This is a genomic window from Methanosarcina sp. 1.H.T.1A.1, from assembly GCF_000979295.1.
GTDB lineage: Archaea > Halobacteriota > Methanosarcinia > Methanosarcinales > Methanosarcinaceae > Methanosarcina.
The window spans coordinates 13451-37297 of record NZ_JJQY01000138.1; the positions used below are offsets into that span (position 1 = coordinate 13451).

At 43.8% G+C, this 23847-nt stretch carries 18 protein-coding genes and 1 pseudogene; 7 read left to right on the forward strand and 12 right to left on the reverse strand.

Going from position 1 to position 23847, the window contains the following annotated elements; genetic code table 11:
- Window positions 1-64: 64 nt before the first annotated feature.
- Window positions 65-1186 carry an ORC1-type DNA replication protein gene (locus tag EO95_RS13555; protein ID WP_048135456.1) on the forward strand — a complete coding sequence of 374 codons (1122 nt, stop codon included), beginning with the start codon at window positions 65-67 and terminating at the stop codon, window positions 1184-1186.
- Between the two features lie 266 nt (window positions 1187-1452).
- Here EO95_RS13555 and thsA read toward each other — a convergent pair whose 3' ends face one another.
- Window positions 1453-3111: a thermosome subunit alpha gene (gene thsA / locus EO95_RS13560; RefSeq protein ID WP_048135457.1), complete on the reverse strand. Its 1659-nt coding sequence runs from the start codon at window positions 3109-3111 to the stop codon at window positions 1453-1455.
- A gap of 1136 nt (window positions 3112-4247) precedes the next feature.
- Between thsA and dnaK the strand changes: the two genes are divergently transcribed.
- On the forward strand, window positions 4248-5702 hold the full coding sequence (dnaK, locus tag EO95_RS13565; RefSeq protein ID WP_268767912.1) for a molecular chaperone DnaK: 1455 nt from the start codon (window positions 4248-4250) through the stop codon (window positions 5700-5702).
- A gap of 57 nt (window positions 5703-5759) precedes the next feature.
- Window positions 5760-6476 carry a J domain-containing protein gene (locus EO95_RS13570; protein WP_048135458.1) on the forward strand — a complete coding sequence of 239 codons (717 nt, stop codon included), beginning with the start codon at window positions 5760-5762 and terminating at the stop codon, window positions 6474-6476.
- Window positions 6477-6585: 109 nt separating this feature from the next.
- Here EO95_RS13570 and EO95_RS13575 read toward each other — a convergent pair whose 3' ends face one another.
- The 4 genes from EO95_RS13575 to EO95_RS13590 all read right to left on the reverse strand — a co-directional run bounded on the left by EO95_RS13575 (window position 6586) and on the right by EO95_RS13590 (window position 10843).
- Window positions 6586-7335: a DUF169 domain-containing protein gene (locus tag EO95_RS13575; RefSeq protein WP_048135460.1), complete on the reverse strand. Its 750-nt coding sequence runs from the start codon at window positions 7333-7335 to the stop codon at window positions 6586-6588.
- Window positions 7336-7364: 29 nt separating this feature from the next.
- Window positions 7365-8984 (reverse strand): O-phosphoserine--tRNA ligase, encoded by a 1620-nt coding sequence (sepS, locus tag EO95_RS13580; protein WP_048135462.1) that lies wholly within the window; start codon window positions 8982-8984, stop codon window positions 7365-7367.
- Between the two features lie 250 nt (window positions 8985-9234).
- Complete coding sequence (locus EO95_RS13585) at window positions 9235-9867, reverse strand: haloacid dehalogenase (RefSeq protein ID WP_048135464.1); 633 nt, start codon at window positions 9865-9867, stop codon at window positions 9235-9237.
- Between the two features lie 703 nt (window positions 9868-10570).
- The gene (locus tag EO95_RS13590) at window positions 10571-10843 is read right to left on the reverse strand and encodes a UPF0147 family protein (RefSeq protein WP_048135465.1); all 273 of its coding nucleotides are present in this window, start codon (window positions 10841-10843) and stop codon (window positions 10571-10573) included.
- A 245-nt stretch (window positions 10844-11088) separates the two neighbouring features.
- Between EO95_RS13590 and EO95_RS13595 the strand changes: the two genes are divergently transcribed.
- Entirely contained in the window at window positions 11089-11706 is a 618-nt protein-coding gene (locus EO95_RS13595; protein ID WP_048135467.1) for an Sjogren's syndrome/scleroderma autoantigen 1 family protein, read from the forward strand.
- Window positions 11707-12791: 1085 nt separating this feature from the next.
- Window positions 12792-12974 carry a hypothetical protein gene (locus EO95_RS13605; protein WP_048135471.1) on the forward strand — a complete coding sequence of 61 codons (183 nt, stop codon included), beginning with the start codon at window positions 12792-12794 and terminating at the stop codon, window positions 12972-12974.
- A 291-nt stretch (window positions 12975-13265) separates the two neighbouring features.
- On the opposite strand, the gene EO95_RS13610 is transcribed toward EO95_RS13605, so the two are convergent.
- The 4 genes from EO95_RS13610 to EO95_RS17720 all read right to left on the reverse strand — a co-directional run bounded on the left by EO95_RS13610 (window position 13266) and on the right by EO95_RS17720 (window position 20415).
- The gene (locus EO95_RS13610; RefSeq protein ID WP_048135473.1) at window positions 13266-15803 is read right to left on the reverse strand and encodes a DEAD/DEAH box helicase; all 2538 of its coding nucleotides are present in this window, start codon (window positions 15801-15803) and stop codon (window positions 13266-13268) included.
- A gap of 196 nt (window positions 15804-15999) precedes the next feature.
- Window positions 16000-17838, reverse strand: a complete 1839-nt coding sequence (gene glyS / locus EO95_RS13615) for a glycine--tRNA ligase (protein WP_048135475.1) — start codon at window positions 17836-17838, stop codon at window positions 16000-16002.
- Between the two features lie 212 nt (window positions 17839-18050).
- Window positions 18051-19088: a PA14 domain-containing protein gene (locus tag EO95_RS13620; protein WP_082106059.1), complete on the reverse strand. Its 1038-nt coding sequence runs from the start codon at window positions 19086-19088 to the stop codon at window positions 18051-18053.
- A 1120-nt stretch (window positions 19089-20208) separates the two neighbouring features.
- Window positions 20209-20415: a hypothetical protein gene (locus tag EO95_RS17720; RefSeq protein WP_156164070.1), complete on the reverse strand. Its 207-nt coding sequence runs from the start codon at window positions 20413-20415 to the stop codon at window positions 20209-20211.
- A gap of 336 nt (window positions 20416-20751) precedes the next feature.
- On the opposite strand from EO95_RS17720, the gene surE reads away from it, so the two are divergent.
- Complete coding sequence (gene surE, locus EO95_RS13630) at window positions 20752-21555, forward strand: 5'/3'-nucleotidase SurE (protein WP_048135481.1); 804 nt, start codon at window positions 20752-20754, stop codon at window positions 21553-21555.
- Window positions 21556-21764: 209 nt separating this feature from the next.
- On the opposite strand, the gene EO95_RS18080 is transcribed toward surE, so the two are convergent.
- Together EO95_RS18080 and moaA are read right to left on the reverse strand one after the other, a co-directional pair.
- Window positions 21765-21917, reverse strand: coding sequence for a hypothetical protein (locus tag EO95_RS18080; protein WP_200895052.1), 153 nt, complete (start codon window positions 21915-21917; stop codon window positions 21765-21767).
- Window positions 21918-21962: 45 nt separating this feature from the next.
- The gene (gene moaA / locus EO95_RS13640; RefSeq protein ID WP_048135484.1) at window positions 21963-22979 is read right to left on the reverse strand and encodes a GTP 3',8-cyclase MoaA; all 1017 of its coding nucleotides are present in this window, start codon (window positions 22977-22979) and stop codon (window positions 21963-21965) included.
- A 327-nt stretch (window positions 22980-23306) separates the two neighbouring features.
- On the opposite strand from moaA, the pseudogene EO95_RS18350 reads away from it, so the two are divergent.
- Window positions 23307-23440, forward strand: a pseudogene (locus EO95_RS18350) (IS200/IS605 family transposase); the annotation flags it as partial.
- A 209-nt stretch (window positions 23441-23649) separates the two neighbouring features.
- Here the strand turns inward: EO95_RS18350 and EO95_RS17900 are convergent.
- Window positions 23650-23847 (reverse strand): hypothetical protein (locus EO95_RS17900; RefSeq protein ID WP_048135485.1); only part of this gene is annotated, 198 nt, incomplete at its 5' end.

Below are 23847 nucleotides of genomic sequence, written 5' to 3' on the forward strand. Positions count from 1 at the left end.
CAAAAATCCAGCAGCAAAAGGATACATTATAAAGGATATATCAATAACAAAGGAGCAAGTTTCCTTGACAGGCAACGATATACTACTCTGGGACGAAACCCTATTTAAGGACCTCTCGGTACTTGAGCCGGATTATCTCCCTGAATATTTTCCCCACAGGGATTCACAGTTAAATGCGCTCAGGTTTGCGCTCAGACCGGCCCTGCGCGGCATGCGGCCTTTAAATTGTTTGCTGGTCGGCCCTCCCGGAACAGGGAAGACCAGTGCTGTTATGAAGGTTTTCAGAGAAGTTGAGGCTCATGCTCCGGGTGTTGTGGCTGTAAAGGTCAACTGCCAGATTGATTCCACACGTTTTGCCGTAATTTCCAGGATTTACAGGCAACTGTTCGGGATCTCTCCTCCGAATTCCGGGATTGCTTTTCGGAAACTCTTTGAAAACGTTGTAAATTTCCTGATTTCTTCTGAAAAAGTGTTGATTGTGGCGCTGGACGACCTTAATTATCTCTGCTGTGAGGGACACGCCAACGAAGTGATGTATTCCCTGCTAAGGGCTCACGAGCAGTACCCCGGAGCAAAGATAGGGGTTATCGGGATCGTAAACGATGCATCTGATCTTTATTGCCTGGACGCGAGGGTCAACTCTGTTTTCCTGCCTGAAGAAATATCCTCTCCAAGGTATGGGGAGGCAGAGATTCTGGACATCCTTAAGGACAGGGTCAGGTACGGCTTTTACCCGAGAGTAATCTCTGACGAAGTGCTGGAACTTGTTGTCTCGTATGTGGAAAAAACAGGAGATCTGAGGGTTGGAATCGATCTTCTAAGACGTTCAGGGTTCAACGCTGAGCGCAGGGGAAGCCGCATGATCTTATCAGAAGATGTGGAAAAAGCCTACGAGGCTTCCAAACTTCTCCACCTGTGCAGGGGCATAAGCCTCCTCTCAGACCCTGAAAAACAGCTGCTTGAACTGATAGCAAGGACAGATGATGTTAAGGCTGGAGAACTCTACAAATCTTTCCACGAGCTGACACAGCTTGGGTACACCCGTTTTTACGGCATGGTCAACAGGCTTCAGACTCTCAACTATGTGGACGCTGACTTTACAGGCAAGGGTAAGCGAGGCAGGACACGGATAATCAAAACAAAGTATGAAGCTGAGGACATCCTTAACTGCCTTAAAAAAGGCTGAAAAATGATTTAATTTGCAAAAAATTATTTTATAAATTCGTTTATATGATTTTTGTTGAAAAAATAGCCTGATTATTCGAAAAACCTGAAAAGAAGCCTGAAAGATAATAAGTGAACGGAGATTCACATGGATTTTCCGGTTAGAGGTCGGAAAAAGGCTTTCAGGCTTAGAATATTTCCTGATTAAACTTTAAAAAAGGAGCAGTAAAGAAACTGCACCTTTTTTGGATTCAATCACTTTTCGGTTTTACCTTATTTTTCAGGAATTTACATCATTCCTGGGGGCATTCCGCCCATTCCCGGCATTCCGCCCATTCCTGGGGGCATTCCGCCCATATCTTCAGGGCCAGGGGCTGCACGGGTAGAAGCTATGATGTCGTCGATCCTGAGGATCATGACTGCAGACTCTGTGGCTGCGTTGATGACCTGGGTCTTGACTCTGAGGGGTTCGACTACGAAGTTCTTCCACATGTCAACGACCTTGCCTTCATAGACATCAAGCCCTGCGGTCTTCATGCCTTTCTCGTGCTGGGAGCGCAGCTCCATGAGCATGTCGATTGGGTCGAGGCCTGCGTTTTCTGCAAGGGTTCTGGGGATGACTTCGAGGGCTTCGGCATAGGCCTTAACCGCAAGCTGTTCCCTTCCTTCGAGGGTTGCTGCGTATTCCTGGAGTCTGAGGGCAACCTCAACTTCAGGGGAGCCGCCGCCTGCAACGAGCTTTTCGTCTTCGATTGCAACGCCTACAACGCGGAGAGCGTCTTCGAGAGCGCTGTCAATGCTGTCAACTACATGTTCTGTGCCGCCGCGCAGGAGGATGGTTACGGCCTTGGGGTTGTTGCAGCCTGTGACAAAGGTCATGTTGTCGCCGCCAACCTTCTTCTCTTCCACGAGCCCTGCGTATCCGAGGTCTTCGGAGGTGACTTCATCCATGTTGGTGATGAGTTTGCCGCCAGTTGCCCTTGCGAGCTTTTCCATGTCGCTCTTCTTGACTCTGCGGATAGCAAAGATGCCTGCCTTTGCGAGGTAGTGCTGGGCAAGGTCTTCAATGCCCTTCTGGCAGAAGACAACGTTTGCACCGCTGCCGATTACCTTCTGGACGATCTTCTTGAGCATCTGCTCTTCCTGGTCAAGGAAGGACTGGAGCTGGTCAGGAGAAGTTATTGAGATTTCGGCGTCTACTTCAGTGTCTTTGAGTTCGATTGCAGCGTTAAGGAGGAGGAGCTTTGCGTCCTTGACTTTTTCAGGCATGTTGGAGTGGATTCTTTCCTTGTCAATGATCATGCCCTTAATAAGTTCGGAATCCTCGACTCTGCCGCCTACTTTCTTGACAACGCTGATGTTGTCCCTGTCCACTGTCCTCTTCTTTTCGTTTGTGTCCACAACGCTTGTGACAGCGTCCACGGCAATTTCGGAGAGGAGTCTCTTGGAGGCCTCTGCACCCTTTCCGGTCATGGCGGTTTCCGCGATGCTGACCAGCAGGTCATGGTTAGACATATCTACATTCATTGCCAGGGAGTTAAGGACTTCAACAGCTTTTTCGGCTGCCAGCCTGTATCCGGATGCAATGATTGTCGGGTGAATTTCCTGTTCGATTAAGTCCTCAGCTTTCTTTAAGAGTTCGCCTGCGACTACTGCTGCACTGGTGGTTCCGTCTCCCACTTCATCGTCCTGGGTCTTGGATACTTCTACCACCATCTTTGCTGCAGGGTGCTCGATGTCCATCTCTTTGAGAATGGTTGCCCCGTCGTTTGTGATGACCACATCACCCATTGCGTCCACAAGCATTTTGTCCATACCTTTGGGACCGAGGGTTGTTCTGACTGCTTCGGCTACTGCCTTTGCGGCCATAATGTTGTTACTCTGGGCATCCCTGCCTCTTGTTCTCTTACTTCCTTCTTTCAAAATGAATATTGGCTGTCCTGCCATGATTTAAATCCTCCATTAGTGTGAATTTGGAATAGCTATGGAATTAAAATCGCATTTTACATGTTTGTACTTCTATATAAACTCATCCCGCAGGTCTCTCTGTAATAAGTGTACTTTGGTATTTGTTTCCTTTAAAGAACAGCCTGGGATGAACTCGTTTTATACCGGATTTCTTTAACCGAAAAGACCAGATTAAAAAGATTCAATCTATACTTCAGTAGTCAATCTTTTTCCAGAATAACCGGAGCAAATAACCCGGAAAATTACCTGGAAATTACGCGGAAAAACAAATGATAAAAACGAATAAGGACAAATAAACGGGAGCAAAGATATATTCATTTCTCTACCTGGAATACGAAATCAGTGATCTTTTCTCTTGTTAATTTCAGGTTAAAACAGGCAAAAGTAACATGTATCCCGGCACAGAAGTATCAGGTGATACCGATCATTCTCAGGTAAACGGTAAAGCTGTATGTTTAAGTTATCACATTAAGCTGTCAGGCAATTTTAACAAGTATCATAATTTAGCAAGTATCATAATTTAGCAAGTATCATAATTTAGCAAGGCATCATGATAATGTACTTAAGGTGTAACTCTCAAAATAAATCTACTCTCTCCCATGCCTTACCTTAAAATTTATTTAATCAACTACTATATAATCTTACTCCCTCTTTCTTACATAATATTTTTACTTGTTATATCTCGTCACTTAATAACTATTTTTCAACTTCAATTTCAAGTGTAAATATTTAATTCCAATTAATCCCATGTTCTTTTTGCAACTGCAACACATATTGGCTGATGTGGGAAATGTGCCGACTTCTCCTTTTTCTATGGTTTTGTGACTTATGTTGTTAATCTTCATGCTTTACCTTTTCTTTGAAAAAGGTTAAGATTTTGACGCTAGATTATTTCTCTCCAGCGAAAACTTTTTTTAATCTAATTTCCTTTGTATTAATAAAAAATCTCAAGAAGAATCTTTTATACCTAAGTAAATATTATATTTTATGTTTGCTCAATATCCGCAATTTAATTCACTATATATACTTATCACATTATTAGAAAACTTAATATCTCGGGAACACATTATAAAATTTTTGGGGGCGCGCCAACGGCAAATATCAGAGGAAAAGTACTGGGCATCGACCTGGGAACCACCAATTCTTGTATGGCGATAATTGAGCTTGGTGAACCCAAGGTCATTACCAATTCCGAAGGAAAAAGGCTTACGCCTTCAGTTGTAGGTTTTTCAAAGAAGAATGAGTTACTTGTAGGAGAGCTTGCAAAAAGGCAGATGATTTCCAACCATGAGAATACTGTCCAATCCATAAAGAGGAATATGGGGAAACCCGATTACAGGGTGTCACTGAATAATGAAAAATATACTCCTCATGGAATCTCCGCAAAGATCCTTCAAAAACTAAAACATGATGCGGAGAAATACTTAGGGGATGCCGTTGAAAAAGCGGTAATTACTGTCCCTGCTTACTTTAACGATTCTCAACGCTTTGCAACAAAAAAGGCAGGCGAACTTGCGGGTCTGGAAGTGCTTAGAGTCATAAATGAACCTACCGCAGCTGCGCTCGCTTACGGCCTGAAAGATGGGATTGATAACCGGAAAACTCTGGTTTACGACCTGGGGGGCGGTACTTTTGATGTTTCAATTCTTAAGATTAAAAACGGAATTTTCGAAGTACTGGCTACCAGCGGGGATACCGAACTCGGCGGCGATGATTTCGACAGGCGGGTTGTTGAACATTTACTTGCTGAGTTCCAGAAGGCTGAAGGCAAAGACCTTTCAGATATGCCACAGGCGATGCAGCGTGTTAAGGAGGCTGCAGAACGCTGTAAGATTGACCTGTCCACTCTCACAACTGCAAATGTTAACCTGCCCTATATTTTTGAAAGTAAAACCCTGGAAATAGATGTAACAAGAGACCAGTTCGACAGGATGACAGAGGACCTTGTTAAGAAAACTTTATCAATTATGGAAAAAACCCTGCAGGATGGAAAGCTTTCTCCTTCAGAAATTGATGAAGTTATTTTTGTAGGAGGCTCTACCAGAATACCTGCTGTAGTGAAAGCTGTAGAAGAGTTCATGGGAAAAAAGGCTCTTCAGAACATTAACCCTGATGAAGTGGTAGCAATGGGGGCTGCTGTTCAGGCAGGAATCCTTGGAAATGAGTATCTTAAGTCTCCCAGGGAAGAGGTTGACGCAGGCAACCTTGTGCTTCTTGACGTAACCTCTCTTACACTCGGGTTTGAAACCGTGGGAGATTTGATGGCGCCAGTAATTCCAAGGAATACAACAATTCCCACAAGAAATAGTAAAATCTTTACCACCCATTACGACAATCAGAGGGTCGTGAGAGGGAAAATCCTTCAGGGAGAGGAACGAGCTGCATCAAAAAACGTTACCTTAGGAATGCTTGTTCTCGATAATATCCCCTCTGCCCCAAAAGGCATCCCGCGTATAGAAGTTACATTTGACATTGACGCTAACGGATTAATAAATGCTACAGCCAAAGACCTTGGGACCGGAATCATGCGAAGTGTTACTATAGAAAGGCCAGAAGGTCTCAACGATTAATTGCTTAATCGATTAACGGCTCAATAATAGATATACAGGTTCAGAGGGTGAAAAGCAGTGGACTATTATCAGTTGTTCGATATTCCCAGAGGTGCAAGCCCTGAGGAGGTCGAAGACAGGTATCACTATTTTGCAAAAAAATATCATCCGGACAGAGCTAAGTCCCCTGATGCCCATGAAAAGTTCATAAAGATCAAGGAAGCTTACGAAACTCTCAAAGACCCCCAAAAAAGAACGGCATATGATAGGTCTTTGCCCCCGGAAGAAAAGGCAACTGAAGTTTTTGCCACTCCTGGGAATTCCAATAGCCAGGAATCTGCCCATGACTCCCAGGGTCCGGATATTCCCGATATGCCGTCAGGCTCTAAATCTCCCTTTAGATCGACTACCATTTCCTATGTTCCGTTCAAATCTTCCAGTGATCCTCTGAACTCTGGCCAATCCAATTCCCCTTCCGAATCTAAAACTATTGACTGGTCCAAATATGTCTCTTCCGGAAAGCACCAGGATTCTGAAGACGGAAACCCTTCAGGTAAATCAAACAGAGATAGTGCCGATTGGTCAAGTGTAAAAGTCAGATATGAAGGACTCGTAGAAGAAGTTGATGACAGCAAACGCAAAAAGAGTTTTTCAGTCAGCTCTTTTTTACTGAAAAGTTTTGTCTACGCCCTCGTTTTGATCTTTCTTCTGGGAACCGTTGCAGTTGTTTCTCCGGATCAATTAAAAGCTGTCGGGCTGGAAAGTGTAGTAGACTTATTCGATAAAATAATCTGACAAAAAATTGACCGGTGACTGTTATTTCTTCATTTATTTCTTCATTTATTTCTTCATTTATTTCTTCATCTATTTCTTCATTTATTTCTTCGTTTTTTATCCTGCGCTCTTAATGCGTTGTTTCGGGAAGCTTTGAAAGCCCTTCCTCAATTTCCTTGACTTTTCCAAAAGCAATCCCGAGGGGAACTTCAAAATCCTCATATCCGCTGTGTTTTCTTGACCCTTTACACCCGAAAGATAAACCCATACCCTGTTCCAGGGCCAGTACAGTACAATCTCCACAGATTGAAGCTGCACCCATTGTGTCCATTACTGTCCTTTTTCCTTCAGAATAGGCATTCGCCTGGACAATGCGCATGGCTTTCTCAGGTTTAAGGAAAAGAATTAACACATCAAAGTTACCCCTGTTAAGGGAAAGCGGCTCGATAACTATGGAACAAAATTTTCTCTTTAATCTTGGAAGGGAAAGGGCTGCTTTTTCTGCAGCCTGCATATTCCTGTATCTTCCGGATTTAAGGTAATATTCAGAAGGGCTTTCCTCAGAGAGACCCAGGACATAGTCTCCGGGAGAGCAGCTCTGTCCGGAAATCCGAAATTTCTCTCCCATGCGGGCTTTCTGCACAAGTTCGCAAAAGAGAAAGCCGGATTTTTCAGGAAGCTCTTCACTTCCTTTTCCGGCTACTTTTTCATTTGTCTCTGCTTCCTGGAATGGTACTGTTCCCTGGAATGGTACTGTTTCCTGGAATCCTCCTTTTGTATCCCCTTCTTCTAGCTCAAAGGTTACACATACAGGCTCTCCAGTTTCCATCAACCTTTTAAGTTCCGGGTATCCTGAAAACGGTACTTCTTCTCTTTGCATACGGCCCATTCCTGTTTTTACTGCTTATTTCACTTGAATTCCGCTTTTACGGAGGTGAAGATCGGGCCTCTGAAATCTATTTTTTTATTTTTACCTGTGATATACCGCTGGACAGTAGAGCCTATTTTAATGTTGACTTCAGAGGGGACCTTGACAATTCTTACCCTGACAATATGCTCATCTGCTCCGGACATTGCGGCTTCTTCAATTTCCCGGGCAGCCTGGGCAGCAAAAGCCTCTATAAAACGTATGCCTGCCCTTGCAGAGTGGTTTTCAAAAGCTTTCTGCCATTTCTTGTTATTCGGGATTCCCAGAATGTCCCCCTGATAGGCAACGACCTCATTAAAGGCTGCAGGACCGCAGAGTTTTGTATTCTCTTCTGGTTCGATTACGGAGACTTTTACTTTCCTTCCGCAAACTTCCCCTTCCCAGGCAGGGAACTCACAGGGGCTTGGCTCTTCTCCGTGCAGTTCGCACTGAGAAACGATGCCATCTACAATAGCCTGCCCTTCCGGGGTCTCAGGCATTTTGTCTACAAAGACCTGCTTTGCAAGTTCACTGTCAGGCATCTCCCACTCGCTGTACTGCGGAATCTGTGGGTAGGTCAGGGAGCGGACATCGGGGGCATCATGCAGGATCATGGCAAGCCTTTCGACCCCAAGCCCGAGGTTCATTACAGGGTACGGAATATCATATTCTGCGAGGGCTGTTGGAGAGTATATTCCGAAAGTTGCAACCTCAATCCAGCCGTCAGAGTACTTGGAGTTCGAGCCCACGAGTTTCGGGTGGAAGGCAAAGACCTCGATCTGGGTGTCAGGCACATAGTATTTGCTGCGTTTTTCATCGGGCCTGAAGAGGAACTTTTCAAAGCCGAACTGGGAGAGGAGCCCCTGGGCAACGGCTTTTCCGTGGTCTACGGTCACGTCCTCGTCCATGATCACGCAGGAAGCTGAGTAGTAGGTCATGAGCCTTGAGGCATCTTCCTGCTGCTCTCTCCTGAAACAGCGGTCTATCGAGAAGAAGTGGAATGGAGGCTCTTCTCTCTCAAGGAGGGAACTGAGGGAAATGAACCAGCCGCTTGTCATATGGCTGCGCAGCGTTTTTGTGCTTGCCTGGGGTACAAGCTCTTTGAATTCAGGAAAAACCCTTTCAATCATGTCAGCTACAAGGGCATCGGAAACCCCGAGAGCTGCTGAGATCTCGGGAACAAGGTCATCTCCCTCAACCTTCCCTTTTTTGTAAGCGTGGAGTTCTTTCCTGATTTTGTCTATTCCTTCTTCCCCTATGTCGCCCAGGATTTCTGTTACCTGTGCAATGCGCTCGTCAGAAATCCCTACATTGGGGCGGGGCAGCCCTGCAAGATAGAAACAGCGGTCAAGGACGGCGAGGGCTTCGCTTCCGAACTGCTTGTGAACCTCTTTTTCATCAACTATAAGAGGGTTCATCATTTCTTCAAAACCCATGCGCAGATAGGCTTCCCTCAGTTTCTGGATTGTATCATAAACAGGGTGAGCCTTCCCGTATCTCAGGGTAGTTCTTGGGTAGCGTTCGTTAAGGGTAGGTGTTTTGACCATTTTTTTACCCTCGTTCCAGGCAAGGTCAAAATTCTCTTTTGCATCCTTTTTTATTTTTTCTGGATCAAATCTCATGGATATCCTCTTGTAACTGATTATTGGAATTCTGGATCTGTCAGACCCTTACGGTTTTATCGTTTATATGCATATGTTGAATTGTTTAGCGGCCCGGTTAAGTACACTGGATAAGGGGCGTCAGGTAGCCGAGTACTAAATTGTAATTTTACTACACTAAATAGTAAATGATTTTAGTGGTATTATGAAAATTATTTAGCTCTCCTTTTCAGCTTGTATCTCTGCCAGGGCGCTGCAGGAGAGAGTTGTCTTACAGTCTGGATTCCAGGCTCTGCATTGCAAGCTCAAGCTTTTTCTGCTGAATTGAGTTTACCACATCGCCGCGTGTTTTTTCTATCAGAGAGCGGGATACATCGGTCTTTCGCCTGAGCCCTCCGGTTATCGCGTCAGGGTAGTCAAAGTCCATAAGGACTGCATGGATATTTTCCATGATCCCTAAAAATACTTCGGCCTTTTCAAAGGAATCTTCCCTGATAAGGTCAAGGACATGTCTCCTGAGTTCTCCCACTACATCTCCAAGCCCGTTAAGATAGGCAGCGTACTCAACTCTCAGTTCATCCGGAGACGGAAGATTTTGTGTCTTTCCTTCGTCTTTTAAAAGGATGTAGAGAACTGAAACTTCCGTATATTCCTGCTGGGCATGTTCTACAAATCCGGCGTGGTAAATATCAGCATGTCCTTCGAACCGGGATTCAAGCTTTTTTAAAGCTCTTCCAGCCGCCTCTATGCTGTTACCGGCTTTTTCAAAGTCCTTCCCATGCAGGGCAAAGCTTGCTGTCCGGCATTCCCTGACAGTTTCCCTTGAAATTTTCAGTCCTTCTTCTCTGATCTTATCTTTAACCTCGAAATTCTCCCTTATCCGTATAGAAATTTCTTTCAGCATTACTTTTGCCCCCCTGTAAGCTTTTTATATTTTCATGGAATGAAGCGTAAAACCCTCAGGTTTTGGCCTGGGGAAGTTCACGATACTGGCTTTCCACCTGTATCACGTTATTCTCTATTTTTTTACACATTTAGATGTGTTTTCGGTTTTTATATGCTTTTTCAAGCTTCTATGCCTATATCTCAGCATTCCCTTCTAATTGTATTATGTCTATTCTAACTGTATTATGTCTATGGCCTGAACCTGTTGCCCGTCATAATTTATAATTTTCTTTATTCTGTATAAACTGATTATGAGGTTCTTTATATCTTTATCCCTCTTTTTATCTCTTCTTTCAAGTATAAACTCTGTACATTTATTATCCTTTTGAAGCCCTGGTCATAGTATGAATTTGAAATTCGATTCAGAAAAAAATCGAGAAAAGATAAAAGTTATGTCGAAAAAAAATGAAAAAGGTTTTTACCTTATCGGTATCCCTTATCATTTAAGTTGATTCGAAAAGCAGCTGGAGGCGACTATCTTACTAAGTCGCTTCCCTTCGGCTCTTAGTTTAGAATCAAATAAAGTTCGGGATTTTTAACAGAATCGTCTCAAGAAACGAATCTGAGCGTTTTTCTTTCCGGGAGCCAAATTCTTTCTTTAAGATACTCTCAGAAAAAATCCTTTTTACGGGATTAGAACAATTCTTTTGTTTTCTCTGGCTTTACTCATCTACTGGAATGGTTTCAAGCTGGCTTGAAAGATTCCATATCAGAGTCCTCGTGTGCAGAGGAAGGTTCGGGTCGTTGCTTACATCTTCGAGAATGGAAATGCTTGATGCTGCTCTAAGGAACAGAGGTTCGGAGTCTTTGTTCAGGATATCTATGATTTCATTCACAGAACGCCTGATATTTCTTGGAACTGAAGAGTCACTGGTTATGCTTTCTAGGACATGAAGACATTGTTTGATAACTTCTGCTGAATCATTTGATGACATTTGAATCACCTTCGCAGTCAATTATGATTAAAAATTAGAGCTAATAAATTAGTGTTAGACAGGCTCGTTATATAAAATATTATCGGTAATCCGTGTACCCGATTGTGTCCGCGTCTTCTCTATACGATTCTGGATACAGACCCTTTTCCGTTTTGTGCATGATAAAGGTAGTTTCATATAGAGGGAGCTACAGGAAAAATCTTATTAAATAAGTGATAAACTGTGCAAAAAGGAATGTTAGGCATATGGATTCTGAAAAAGACCAAAAAGTAAAGCGTATAGCCCGTTTCCTGGAACTCGGAGGCACAATGCTTGCCGAACACTGCAAAGTCTGCGGAGCTCCAAAATTTCGTTATCAGGGCACGGTAATCTGTCCTATCTGTGATGTCCGGGAAGAAAAGGAAGAAACTCCGGCTCCCGAACCTGCGGCAGAAGTCCGGGTCCCAGAAGCCAGATCTTCTACTGAGAGAGACAGATCCTCTTTTGAGACCAGAAATAAAGTACAGGCACGCAGACAGAAAGCAAGGTTCGGGCAAAGAACGCCGGATGCCGAAGATGAAGAAGATGAAGTTCTCCCGTCTGTGGAAGAAGAGATTCCAGAGCCTACTTATGAGGCTGAAGAGGTCGGAAGAACGGTTCCTGAAGTTCAGACTGCACCCGCAGTCCGGGCAGGGAAAAGGACTGCACCATCCATGGTTTCTACAGCTCATGGAGACCGCGATGTGCTGGAAAACCTTCTCTTTAAAAAAATGGTCAGTATCGCAGATTCCCTTCAGGACGAAAAGAATCCGCGCAGCATTGCTGAGCAATTCGAGCTGATCGAAAAAGGCATTGGTCTGGTAGAGCGGCTGAGGCAGGTGTGAACTGCCCCCAGGCGAAAGACCTGGGGGTTTTACGCTCCTTTCTATAAAATCTAATTGCAGGCAAAGCGGAAATAGATAGGGTGAGGGATAGGCGAGCCAGAAATAAGATCAATTCAAGTTATGATCAATTCAAGTTATGATCAATTCAAGTTATGATCAATTCAAGTTATGATCAATTCAAGTTAAGATCAATTCAAGTTATGATCAATTCAAGTTAAGATCAATTCAAGTTATGATCAATTCAAGTTAAGATCAATTCAAGTTAATAATAGGTATAACTAGTGTTGAAGATATGCAGGCTTGAAGATCTGCCGAAAAACATCCCCTGAAAGAGGAAGCTCGGAAAAAACGGTTTCATATAAATTATATAATCGGAAGAAAAGTTCACAATAGAACGGAGTCGTAGAAAAAGAATCTGTTATAAGGTATAAAAATCAAAAAAGAAGATTTTCCGGACAAAATCTGGAAAAAAAAGCTCTTCTGAAGATTTGCTTGAGAAATCTGGTTTTCCCTGTTTCTTTTCCGTCTTCACGAAGTTTGGTATGCCCTGACTGGCAGGAATTTCCCTGAAAAACCGATTTTTTTTCTCGGGAAACTTTGGGCTTGACGTGTACCCTTTCTCTCCCATGCCTGCGGCAAAGTCCGACGAATGTCGATTTTGCTCTATGGGGCATCTTTTCAGGCTAGTCTTATTTTTATACAGGCGTTTTAATTCTAATCATAAGATATATTTATTATATATTATATATCTATTATTTTTATCATATTTCCTGATCTTTCATTATAGTTTTGCACTTTTTGATTACAGGAATCCACGTTTCCGATTTCAATTCCACATGGGGCACATTTTTGAAAATTATGCCTCTTCACCATACGATGCTGTTTTTCTTAATAACTCCGTTAACTTCCCAAAGATGATACAGGATGAGGTTTTTTTCTATAATTATTTATCGTTAAGGATTCTGCAATTATTTTTCAAATCTGCATTTTGAAATGGCACAGATCTATCACGATTTATCATAAATTTCTTTTAGGTGTGTTTATATTTATGACCAGCTGAATGTATATTGAGAGGTGATGAAAGCATGAGAGAGATATACAGAGACCTGCTTTCATGTCTTATTACCTTTTTGAGGTTGCTTGGAGCACTGATCCTTCTCTTCCCGTTTGGGTGGGTTTTCATTCTCCTCGGTGTGCTGCCTGAGCCAAAATGCACAGTTCAAAGGCGGCATCTCGAAAAAATATTCTGCAACGTCAAAAGGTATTGATAGGACAGGTTTTTTTCTAGTGGGATTTCCCCAGGGAATTCCTCTTTAAAAAACGATTTTTTTCCGGAGCCTACAGGTTGAGCACTGTTATTTCAGGCTTATAGTATGCGGTTTTCCTCGAATGCTGTTGCCGGCTATCCTCCTATAGTCATAATAGGTCTTTTTCAGCCTGAATCTCGGGAAAATTTATTTTTTATTTATTTTTCACTTAATTTTTTTCTTTTTTTCATTCAGTTCTAACTGTAACTGATGAGATCCCGGACTTATTCCCGTCAATTGCTTTTTTCCTGTTTATCCTTTATATGGGCTTTCGAGCACTTCTCTGATCCTGGCTGCTGCTTTAGGCCCTATTAGTTTTACTTTTTTCAACTCTTCAGTGTCAGCCAGCATAATAGCCTCTACAGAGCCGAAGTGCAAAAGGAGGTTTCTGGCGGCCTTTGGCCCGATATTCGAAATAGAAGAAATAAGGTATTCCTGCTGCTCTACAAGGGAGCTGGCAGATTTCTTCCCGTGAGGATTGATTTCATGTTTGTTTTCTGTTTGCTCCCTCTTTGCGAGTATTTTCAAAATAGAAGCTGTTTCTTCCTCATCCCTGGAATAAAGGATGGCTACTCTAAAGTCGAGTGCAATGGATGCAAGTGAGCCGTAAATGGCGTTAGGGTTGATCTGCCTGGAAGTGAAAAGGTCTTCTCCTTCAATAATCAGGACAGGTTTTTCATAAACCCTCGCAAGGTCTGAAAGCTGGGCAAAGAGGTTGCGCTTTCCGTCGATCAGAGAACTTGCAAAGTCATCCGTGCGCTTTCTTTCTACTGCAAGACGATCGCTTACCACATAGTCCCCTACTTCGAGAGCCGCAAAGCTAAGTTCCATCCCGAGCCTGTCCAGGGTTTTTGCAACTCCGCATTTTGTCTCCCTGTGGTCGATCACTATTCTGAGAGGCTCGGTTTCGGGTTCTGTTCCGGACATTTCCGGTTTATTTACAGATTTCCTTCCGGAAAGAGCTTCGAAGTCTACCAGGGTTTTTTGCCTCTCTTTTGCGTTTACATCTGCTTTTTCATTTTCGTCCTTCTTTTCAGTCCCATCTGCGCCTGTTTCCAGGTATATGTCTTTATCTTCCTCGTTTTTCCTAATATCCCCCGGACTGCTATTGAAACCGTTTCCGTCTTCATCCTCGTTTTCCATTTCGATTTCTTCCATTTTCAGCTTCGAGTCTGAAGTACAGGATAGGTTTTCGAAATCCGAAAGTTCTGCACTCTTCTTTGAAGCCTTTGGGGTAAGAACGGTTTCAAGCCCGTGCATGCTGTTAAGCATCTTCTTTTCCTTGTTTTTGCTGCTCCAGTAGTAGGCTTCGTCCCGTGTGCCCTTTGTCACAAGCACAATTACTCTGCCTTTTTGCTGCCTGCCGGTCCTGCCCTTACGCTGGATGCTGCGGATTTCCGAGGGGATGGGTTCGTAAAATAACACCATGTCCGTGGAGGGGATATCAAGCCCTTCTTCAGCAACTGAAGTAGCTACAAGTACGTTGTATTCCCCTGCCCTGAATTTATCGAGGATTCCCGCTTGCTGTTTCTGCGTAAGTCCTTTGTCTTTATGCCGTGAACCCTGCCCCACAAAACGGATAGGGGTAACTCCTGGAGCCTCAGAAAGGGCATTTGCCACTATTTCGGCAGTGTCCCTGTAGTTGGTAAACACAATTACCCGGGAATCAGGGTTTTCTTCCAGCTGTTCGGATACGATCTTCCGTGCAAGCGCAAGTTTAGGATGTTCGACATCGCATTCCTTTACTCTGTACAGGGCTTTTCTCATGTAGAGATCGTCCATGAGCCTTTTTGCTGCCTTGCTCGAACTGCTGGAAGAGGCTTCAGCCTCCAATTTTTCCAGGTACTTTTTTAGAGTCTCAAGCCCCTGTGTCTCCACCATTTCCACAGCATGGTTAACCTTCATCATCTCAGCAACCACAGACATGGCAGAGAAAATTGCAGGGTCTCCCCCTATACGGATTTTATCCTGGAGTTGTTTCTGGAGAAGCAGGAGGTCTTTTTTGGAGACGTATTTTCCACTGCCTGCAGAAAACCCCATTTTTCTTATGATTCCGAGCCTATCATCCAGGATCTTCTCCAGATATCCCCGAATTTCAGCCATTTCGGCAGGAAGCTGGACCTGAAGCCACTCTAATTCTTTTTCCTGCACATAAGGGCGAACATCCCTGTCTTTCTCGGTTTTCACAGCTACATTTTCAACATGCAAAGCCTGACAGACCTCTGCGATTTTCTCGTCTGAGCTGCCCGGGCTTGCGGTAATTCCTAGCACATGGGGATTTTTTGCGCTCTCAAAGTACTTTTCCGCAATAAAGGTATAAGCATAATTTCCGACTGCCCTGTGGGCTTCATCAAAAGTGATGTGGCTGACGTCTTCAAGGCTGATCCGTTTCGTAAGAAGGTCGTTTTCAATAACCTGGGGAGTAGACACTATCAATTTTCCCTGTGCCCAGAGCTTTTCCCGCTCAGCAGGGGCAATGCTGCCTGTAAAAGCTAGAATTTCTTCTTCGGGAAGGGTCATCACCTTTTTAAAAAAAGCGGCATGCTGGTCTACAAGAGGTTTTGTAGGAGAAAGTATCAGGGCTTTTCCCCCGAAACGCTGGAGCCTGGAAGCAATTACGAAAAGAGCTATAATGGTTTTTCCAAGTCCTGTGGGGAGCACAACCAGGCTTGAGCCCTCCAGGGCTTTTCCTGCAAGGTTGAGCTGGTAAAGTCTCTGCTCAACTGTGTCGGGCTTTATCAATGGATGCTTCATACATGCCTGTTTCTCAGGAAAAAGACTCTCGTTCATTTTGCGTCAGGATTATTTTGTTTCAGATTTATCTTTGTTTCAGCCTTATTTCATTTCAGCCTTATTTCATTTCAAGGTTCTTTTGTTTCAAGGCTTTAATTCAATTCTAAAAAAGTAATATTAATCCGTAATAAAAAATAAAAGTTTTGCTGCAGGCTTCTCAGCCTGCAGCTCAGGAATTGCAGTATCCTTTATTTTAGAAATTAAAAGGCTTGCCTGCGGATTCGAAATCTCTGCCCCTGTAGATCAATTCGTAGAGCACGTTTTCGATTCCGTCGATCGGGGCCCGGACCTGGCGCATGGCGTCCCTGTCCCTGATTGTAACGGTCCCATCTTCAAGGGTGTCGTAGTCCACGGTAACTGAGTAAGGAGTCCCGATTTCGTCGTTTCTCCTGTAGCGGCGCCCGATGGTCCCGGAGTCGTCATAATTGACAAGCAGGCTCTTTTCCCTGAGTTTTGCAATGATCTCTTTTGCAGGGTCTGCAAGCTCTTTACGGGTCAGGAGTGGAAGGACTGCTACTTGCACAGGCGCGACTGCGCTTGAGAAATGCATCACAAGGCGGGCTTCCTCTTCACCTTCTCCTTCACTTTCACCCTTTGCTGCTTCAGGTTCATTTTCTGTCTCTTCTGCTTCCCCTGCGCCTTTAAGTCCGGATTCAGCTGCCTTCTGAGCAACGTTTTCTTCGTCAAAGGCGTGTTCCATGACACCGTAGAAGATCCTGTCTATACCATAGGAAGGCTCAATCACGTGAGGAATTACGTTTTCTCCGCTGACTTTTACGGTCTCCTCAGCAAAGTCCACCACATCGGAGCTGACTGTCAGTTCTTCCCCGTCCACGGTGACTTTGATTTGATCTTTTGAGAGCGAGAGCTCTGCTTCTGAAAGCTGTTTTAAGGCATCTGCAACGGCTTTTGCTTTGCCCTTGAAGAGCGGGCCGAGCTTTCCCATGTTTGGTTTTACAACAAAACGGGTCACCATTTTGGGCTCGTCGTATTCCACATAAACGTAGAGCTCGGTCTTGCTGACTTTTGCATGGGCTTTAAGGTCATAGTCCGTCCTGTCGGCAATTCCCACGATCTCTACCCAGCCGAAGCGTTCTGTCTCGATTTCAGCATCCCAGCAGTCGATTGCATAATGCGCCATCTCGTCTTTCAGGTGCTGTCTGAACCTTAGTCTTGCAGGGTCGATACCTACCTTTGTCAGGAACTCGTTCGTGAGCGCGATGTTGTAGCCCAGAACCTCGTGGGCAATGATTCCCTTTTCCACGGCTTCTCTTACGGTTATCCTGAATGGTTCGCCCTTCTGCTGTGCCTCCTGCGAATAAAGACTAAGTTCCCTGTCTGCAAAACGCTCAAAGTTGGGGTGTTTCTTGTTCCTGGGGTCAACGAAGATCTCACACTCGGCCTGCGTGAACTCCCTGAGCCTTATTACGCCCTGCCTTGGCGCAATCTCGTTCCTGTAAGACTTGCCGATCTGTACTGCTCCAAAAGGCAGCTTATCCCTGTAGAAGCGGGACAGCCTCTGGAAGTCCACAAACATCCCCTGCGCCGTTTCCGGCCTGAGGTAACCCTGCCTTCCGGTGCCGGGTCCGATTGTGGTCTTGAACATCAGGTTAAACTCATAGGCGTCGTTGAATTCTCCGCCGCATTCAGGACAGGTGATCCCTTTTTCTTTTATGACCTGCGTGAGCTGTTCTGCACTCAGGGTTCCTGCCGCATTCATTACGTTTTCCACAAGGTGGTCAGCCCTGAATGCTTCTCCGCATTTTTTGCATTCGCAGAGGGGGTCAGAAAAGCCGCCCACGTGCCCGGATGCGACAAAAACATCTTCGATTCCTATGGTCGGGCATTCGATTTCCATATGCCCTTCCTGGATAACGTAAAACTCTCTCCAGATCTGCTCAATCCGTCTCTTTAACGTGCTCCCGAGAGGCCCGTAATCATAAAACCCACGGCTTCCGCCATACAGCTCAAAAGAGTTCCACAAAAAGCCGCGGCGCTTTGCCAGCTCGAATACCTTCTCGTACTTGTCCATTTTATAATCCTCGTGAAATTGATTGGGGGATATAGGGTAATTGTAAATTCTTGATTTGTCCGAAATATTAGATGGATAAAGGGAATCATTATATTAAATTTGCACTGCTCTGGGGCAGGTTGTTGAAAAGGTAGAGTTGGATTTTCCGGGGAGTCCGGCAGAAAAATAAAAATAGAGTTGTAAAAATCCTGAAGTGCTTTCTTTATTCTGAATTACGTGGGAGAAGCCTCATGGTAAAGGCTGTCAACAAAGCACTTTGAAAAGGATTCCGAAGACCATTCAAGGAACAGAATGGAGGTCCCTTGATACTCCCGCATTTCAACTCTTATCTTATGATAACCGGCAGGGAGATATATTGTTCCTGTTTTAGTGGTAGTGGGATGCCTTGCTGAAGAGCTCGGTTCTTTAATGACAGTTGTGCCGTCAATATAAAGCTGTGCCCAATCATCTGAAGTCAGATAAAATGTATAACTGGAATTCTGCTCTATTTTGATAAAGCCTTCATAAACGACACTGAAAGTATCCAGCGTATTCAGGATACCATAAGGCCAGTTTTGGATGTCGCTGCCATGAATACTGGCGGCTAAATATGTATTTTCTGCAAACTTCAGCCTGGAATCAGTATGTTTAACTGCGGGGCCATTGAAATGCGTCCCATGGTAATAGTAACCAACAATCGCTGGCTTGTATTCCGTATCATTCCCTGGCCTGTATTCCGTATCATTCCCTGGCTTGTATTTCGTATCATTCCCTGGCTTGTATTTCGTATCATTCCCTGGCTGATATTCCGTATCAATCCCATTCATGAACCTGATTTCCTGGATGAAAACAGGTTTTTTGGTCCTGAGATCAATGACCTTAAATGTCACAAGGTCTCCTGCATTTATCGGTATCAAATTTCCGTTCCTGTCTTTAAGAGGCAGCAGTTTAATATCGCCTGCCTTCAAAACTTCAAGGTTTGAAGCCTCAAGGAGGTTATTCTTTCCGGCCATATCAAGGATTACGGAAGTCGTTGAATTGCTGAAGTCTATAGAGTCTCCCCCAAGGTGCTCAATTTTCAGCGTACTGGTGTTATATTCATAAACCCTGAGGTCTGCAAGCGGGGCAGGATCTAAATTATCCGGATTATTTCCAGCAAAAAAAGCAGATGCTATAAGAGCCACAATCAAAAAAACAATAGCAAGCATAAGAGCTGTTCCTATTAGTGGGGCAAGTCCAGCTCTGTTTTTCAGCAGATTTTCCGACATCATGTATATCTTTTAAACAAAAGTCATCAATCACAGTACGAAATATTATTACATTTATGCTGTCGGTTTTGGATCAAATTAAACTGTATTCCAGGGCCCAGGCATAAAACCGATCTTCTCGGTCAGTTTATATTACGAATCTTATAAATCTTCCAGTATAATAACCTATTATATATTTTTAAACACTGTTTATATACTTTTCTACTCTCTAATGGACTTTCCACAGATGTCGGTGTACTTTTCTTTTACCTTATTTTGTCCTCAGCCGGATTTGCACTTAAATTTCGCTTTGCACGATAAATGCAGGTAAAGAATACATCTCCTTCAACGTCTTCTTTTTTCGATCCCGGGTTTATAAGCTATGCTCCGTTTTCGTGGCCTTTCCTCTTTTGCTATTAATATTCAGCTTTTTTTTCATGCTTGATGCCTGAAAGGTTCATTGGAGGGTCTGGATATTATTTGAGTTGTCATATAAAATTCTCTTATACAAGCTCAACAACTTTTAATATCACAAGCTTCTAAAGCTAGAGTCGGTGGGGTAAACTATGGCATTTTCAATATGGGGATGCCTCTTTGAGATTACGTCGGATAGTGTATACTACGCAGGGTGTCTTCGAACAGAAGGCTCCTTTTTGAGATAGAGTTGGGTAGAATACGTTATACACCGGGCATTTTCAAACAGAGAGTGCTTTGAGGTAACGTCTGATAGAATACATTATCAGTGGGGTTATGGTAAAAATGCTATTAAAAAGTTTAAAAGAAATCATAAAAACCGTAATAGAAGAGAAAAGTTTACAAACGGAAACGATTATGGAGATCGCGGAATGGGTCCATAGTCTGGAGTTTCTAACAATAAAGGTGATAATGTTTTCTTTAACTGTTTATCACCTGTATGAATACACGGTTCAAAATATATTTTGAACTGTATGTTAAAACTGTACTTTCAAACTGCAGTTAATATGGTACTGCAGGTTTGCCTCCTTTCGAGTTTGAATTGAAAAATCTGCTTTCTACTGAAACGAAATGTTTCCTGACTACAGTTAAGGGGAACCCTGTGGGGCACCAGTGGTCAGTTAAAGCAGACAGACGGCTGCCGCTTTTGTTATGGCAGGACTTATGCAGCTCAACCGTACTCATATGAAACGAGAACGAAAATGAGAAACGCAAATCTGAGGCCCCAAACGTTAAGACAAAATGCTTTTTCAAAGCTCATGTCTGTCAGGTTCCGTTTCATAACTGTGTAAGTCATCCGTAGAAAAGGGGGCTTTGCTTCAAGCATGGCTTCAAAACGCCTGGGGTTGAAACAATCTACATAGGGTGGATCAGACACCCTACTCTAATACCCCGCCTGTTTCAAAAACCCTCAGGTTAAAAAAGCTAATCGGAACTAAAATAACCGGTTAATAGCCATAAAAAGAAGCATTCTCAAATCAAAAATAAACCTTCTCAGTCCAAAAAGAACCAGGGCTCAGCAAATGCTAAACAAACAGCCCTGTGATTTATTTTTTGCTTCGGCACTTTTGCCGTTGCATTTTTTTTGTTTTTAATTTCCCTCTCATGTTTTATTTCTTTCCCGTTGTCACTTTTTAGGCTTTGTCATCCGATTGGGATGACTGTCCTTCCATATGAAGCCCTTTTCCATAAATTTTAAATTATCCGGAAACTTATGGGAACGCTAATGGTCCCAAAAATTCTTGTTACAAATGATGATGGTGTTTATTCGACTGGCCTGAAAGCTGCCTTTGACAGTGTTTCGGACCTGGGGGAAGTTACGATTTCGGCTCCTTCTGTCCAGCAGAGCGGGGTCGGACGTTCTATTTCTATCTTTGAACCCCTCCGGATTACAAAAACCGATGTAGGAGGCGCACCTGCTTATGCTGTGGGTGGGACTCCAACGGATTCTGTAATTCTGGGCATCTTTACCATCCTCAAACAAATGCCAGACCTGGTGCTCTCGGGCTTTAACATTGGAGAGAACATCAGCACGGATACGATCACCACCTCAGGGACTATCGGAGGAGCCCTTGAAGCTGCAAGCTATGGCGTTCCGGCAATTGCCGCCTCCATGCAGGTGCTTGACGAAGGGCAGAAATTCGACGATCCCAGGGACTACCACAGAGAACGCTTCGAAGCCGGGATCAAAATCGTAAACAGAGTGGCTCGAAACGTCCTCAGGTACGGTATGCCTGAAAATGTGGACCTTTTAAACATCAACATTCCCTACCATGCCGAAGAAGACACCCCCATAGAAATAACCCGCCTTGCGCGGAAGGTCTTCAAAACTGATGTGGAAGAGCGGCGTGACCCCCGGGGTAGGCCGTATTACTGGATTGCAGGAGACCTTATCCGCGAAGAAGAGGAAGGGACCGATGTACACGCCATCATGCAGAAAGGGCACGTCTCAATAACTCCGATTACCCTGGACTCAACGGCAAGAATAGAGTTTTCAGAGATCGAAAAATATCTCTGAGCCCTTGAGCCCTTAATAGTCTCTGAAACAGAAGGAAAGGCTCACTGAAAAAAGAATAAAATAGCTTTTAAAAAAGAAGGATAAGATCTTTCCGGAGAAAATACTGGTTTTTCCCCTTTCAGCCGGAAGCCCCGTTTTATTCTTTTATTTTATTCTTTTTCCCTGTTTTATTCTTTTATTTTATTCTTTTTTCCGTTTTGTTTTTTGTTTTATTCCTTTTCTACTTTTATGGAAATTTCCTTCCATTCGTCGTCAATGGTGTGGAGCGACTCAACCATCGCTTTGATCACGTTTCCTAAGATTTTCTGGACAAACTCGTTCGTGGGAATTTTTCTGTCGTCTACTGAAAGTTCAATTTTCATTTTTTTCTCCTCCTTATTTTCCAGATTTTTCTTCTTTTCTTTCATCTACTTTTTTATGTCTTCTTTTGTCTTTTTCCTTATTTCTATCCCTATTGCAGGAGTACAGTAAGGTTTCCTCCGGCTTACTGCAAGCCTGAGAAGTTTTTCGATCTCTTCGGGGCTCTTTGCTTCCCGGGCATCAACAAGGTTATCGTGTACGAGCAGGCAGGGCTTGAACTTTCCATCGGCTGTGACCCTGAGCCTGCTGCAGTGGGCGCAGAACTCTGAGTTGTCCATTGGCCGCACAAATTCCACTTCTACTCCGTCGATAATGTATTTTTTCCGGTGGTGCAGGTGCCGGACTCTTACCTCGCTTGCCCGTTCCTCAAGGCTTTTTTCGAGGGTTTTTGAGTCAATAGTATACTTTGAAAGCCCTGGGCCGATATTCATGAGCTCAATAAGCTGCAGGATAACATTTCCTTCATAAGGACGGATAAAATCCATCATTGCATCGATTTCATTGTCGTTTATGCCTTTCAGGAGCACCATGTTCAGCTTTACAGGTGTCAGTCCAGCTTCAACTGCGCTGTCGATACCTTTTATTACTTTCTCAAGAGAGCCCTTAGGAGCTCCGGTAATCGCTTCGTATTTTTCTGGGACAAGAGAGTCCAGGCTCACATTTACCCTGTCCAGGCCTGCAGCTTTCAGGGTTTTTGCACGCTTCTCAAGCATGATGCCGTTTGTGGTTGCCGAGACTTCTTTAAGGGAGGGGAGACAGGCAAGGATTTCTTCAAAGTCCTTTCTGAAAAGAGGTTCTCCCCCCGAGAACTTTACTTTGCGGACTCCGAATTTTTCTGCTTCCCGGACAATTCCGCAGATAAGTTCCGGGCTCATCTCGTGTCCTAAGGGGCCGCAGGTGCAGCAGTCTGCTCCTTCATTATGGCAGTACATACAGGCAAGGTTGCACCTTTCCGTGATGGATATGCGAAGCCCGGTTACTTTGCGCCCGTAAGGGTCAACCAGGATTTTTTCTTCTTTTTCTTTCGGAAGCAGGGAGTTTTTCCCTGAATTGTTGTCCTTCATATTTCCTCGGCGGATTTATATAATCGAGGTAATAATATTTTTCGGTAGAATCCTAATCTGATCATCTGGAGTGATCACACGTATAATGACTAAAAAGAATAGCTGCTAGCGATATGTTTCATCTACTATAATACATAATTGCAGCTAATATAAATCGATAGCGCATATTATTTCGGAAATTCGCGGAAGAAAAATATTGAAGTTTGATTCTTTACTCTGGCTTTCTTCAGGTTTAATTACTTTGGAGGGGCGGAGGGTCATGAATACCCCGCCTTGCAGGTCGGGGATGAAGTTTACTCTCGCTGGCTTTTCTTTTTGTTCCTTTAGTTCTATCGATCCGTTGGAAATGTGACCGCTTACGCAATCAAGCGCTATATTAAGGAACCGCAGAGGACACCGAAAGCCGAGTTTCAATCGCATAATTAAGGAAATCTATGCAAAGGAGAGTCAACGAGTTTTGAGATATCCAAAAATCAGGTAAATTTACGATTTTAAAAATGTTAAAAAAGTTATCTGAAAAATAGTTGCGTCCAATGGTTGCATTTTAACTTTTTGTGCGGAGAGTATGTCTAACCCTCCGGCACATAAGTTATTTTCTGGCCAATTGATTCTACTTATTCAATGGTCTTGTATAATATCTGCAGGGCTTACCTGTTCTGAGATTTTCTTATTAACATTCTTTTGCTGGAGTTTCTACAACATCCGGGCAATCTTCTGCTTCATCTGCTGGAGTTTCTACAACATCCGGGCAATCTTCTGCCTCATCTGCTGGAGTTTCTGCAACTTCCGGGCAGTCTTCTGCTTCATCTGCTGGAGTTTCTACAACATCCGGGCAGTCTTCTGCTTCATCTGCTGGAGTTTCTACAAC

Excerpts from the sequence above, each read along its gene's own strand:
- thsA (WP_048135457.1), bottom strand. The coding sequence starts at position 3,111 with ATGGCAGGACAGCCAATATTCATTTTGAAAGAAGGAAGTAAGAGAACA.
- EO95_RS13575 (WP_048135460.1), bottom strand. The coding sequence starts at position 7,335 with ATGCAAAGAGAAGAAGTACCGTTTTCAGGATACCCGGAACTTAAAAGG.
- sepS (WP_048135462.1), bottom strand. The coding sequence starts at position 8,984 with ATGAGATTTGATCCAGAAAAAATAAAAAAGGATGCAAAAGAGAATTTT.
- EO95_RS13585 (WP_048135464.1), bottom strand. The coding sequence starts at position 9,867 with ATGCTGAAAGAAATTTCTATACGGATAAGGGAGAATTTCGAGGTTAAA.
- EO95_RS13590 (WP_048135465.1), bottom strand. The coding sequence starts at position 10,843 with ATGTCATCAAATGATTCAGCAGAAGTTATCAAACAATGTCTTCATGTC.
- EO95_RS13595 (WP_048135467.1), top strand. The coding sequence starts at position 11,089 with ATGGATTCTGAAAAAGACCAAAAAGTAAAGCGTATAGCCCGTTTCCTG.
- EO95_RS13605 (WP_048135471.1), top strand. The coding sequence starts at position 12,792 with ATGAGAGAGATATACAGAGACCTGCTTTCATGTCTTATTACCTTTTTG.
- EO95_RS13610 (WP_048135473.1), bottom strand. The coding sequence starts at position 15,803 with ATGAACGAGAGTCTTTTTCCTGAGAAACAGGCATGTATGAAGCATCCA.
- glyS (WP_048135475.1), bottom strand. The coding sequence starts at position 17,838 with ATGGACAAGTACGAGAAGGTATTCGAGCTGGCAAAGCGCCGCGGCTTT.
- EO95_RS13620 (WP_082106059.1), bottom strand. The coding sequence starts at position 19,088 with ATGATGTCGGAAAATCTGCTGAAAAACAGAGCTGGACTTGCCCCACTA.
- surE (WP_048135481.1), top strand. The coding sequence starts at position 20,752 with ATGGGAACGCTAATGGTCCCAAAAATTCTTGTTACAAATGATGATGGT.
- EO95_RS18080 (WP_200895052.1), bottom strand. The coding sequence starts at position 21,917 with ATGAAAATTGAACTTTCAGTAGACGACAGAAAAATTCCCACGAACGAG.
- moaA (WP_048135484.1), bottom strand. The coding sequence starts at position 22,979 with ATGAAGGACAACAATTCAGGGAAAAACTCCCTGCTTCCGAAAGAAAAA.